This is a genomic window from Novosphingobium album (ex Liu et al. 2023) (assembly GCF_029076845.1).
Classification (GTDB): domain Bacteria; phylum Pseudomonadota; class Alphaproteobacteria; order Sphingomonadales; family Sphingomonadaceae; genus Novosphingobium.
In genome coordinates, this window is sequence record NZ_JARESE010000109.1 from 1 (window position 1) to 1,375 (window position 1,375).

At 68.6% G+C, this 1,375-nt stretch carries 1 protein-coding gene; it reads left to right on the forward strand.

The window, feature by feature from the left end; all coding sequences use genetic code 11:
* Positions 1 to 1,375: acetate--CoA ligase (locus PYV00_RS24020; protein WP_275230864.1), on the forward strand; the 1,375-nt coding region annotated here is incomplete at both ends.

Genomic DNA, 1,375 nt, shown 5'->3' on the forward strand with positions numbered 1-1,375 from the left:
TGACGCGGCCCGGTATGATGCGATGTACCGGCGCTCGGTGGAGGACCCGGAAGGGTTCTGGCGCGAGGAGGCGTGCCGGCTGGACTGGCTGCGTCCGTTCACGCAAGTGAAGCAGACGAGCTTTGCCGAAGGCGATTTCGGCATTCGCTGGTTCGGTGACGGCACCTTGAACCTGGCGGCCAACTGCCTGGACCGCCACCTGGCCGAGCGTGGCGACGCGGTGGCGATCCTGTGGGAGCCCGACGATCCGGCCAACCCCGAACGGCGCATCACCTATCGCGAGTTGCACGATGCGGTGTGCCGGTTTGCCAACCTGCTGAAGGCGCGCGGCGTGGCCAGGGGGGACCGGGTGACGATCTACCTGCCGATGGTGCCCGAGGCGGCGGTGGCGATGCTGGCCTGCGCGCGGATCGGGGCGATCCATTCGATCGTCTTCGCCGGCTTCTCGCCCGATGCGCTGGCGGGCCGCATCCAGGATTGCGACAGCCGCGTGGTGCTCACCGCCGACGAGGGGTTGCGCGGGGGCAAGAAGGTGCCGCTGAAAGCCAATGTCGATGAAGCGCTGGCGCATTGCCCCGGCGTTGATACGGTGGTGGTGCTGGCGCATACCGGCGCCAGCACCACCGGGGGCGTGCCGCTGGTCGAGGGCCGCGACATCGACTGGGCCAGCAGCGTCGCCGGCCAGAGCGCGCAATGCCCGCCCGAGGAGATGAACGCGGAAGACCCGCTGTTCATCCTTTATACCTCGGGCTCCACCGGCAAGCCCAAGGGGGTGCTGCACACCACCGGCGGCTATGCGGTCTGGGCCTCGATGACGCACGAATACGTGTTCGATTACCGTCCCGGGCAGATCTACTGGTGCGCGGCCGACGTGGGCTGGGTGACGGGCCATTCCTATGTGGTCTACGGCCCGCTGATGAACGGGGCGACCACGGTGATGTTCGAAGGGGTGCCCAACTTCCCCGATCCCAGCCGGTTCTGGCAGGTGGTGGACAAGTTCGGCGTGGAGATCTTCTATGGCGCGCCGACCGCGCTGCGCGCGCTGATGCGCGAGGGCGACGAATGGGTGCGGCAGACCAGCCGCAAGAGCCTGCGGCTGCTGGGCTCGGTGGGCGAGCCGATCAATCCCGAGGCGTGGGAATGGTATCACGCCGTGGTGGGCGAAGGGCGCTGCCCGATCGTCGACACCTGGTGGCAGACCGAGACGGGCGGGGCGATGATCACGCCGCTGCCCGGGGCCACCGCGCTCAAGCCCGGTTCGGCCAGCAAGCCGATGTTCGGGGTGAAGCCGCGCCTGCTCGACAACGACGGCACGCCGATCGAGGGACCGGGCGACGGCTGCCTGGTGATCACCGATTCGTGGCCGGGCCAGATG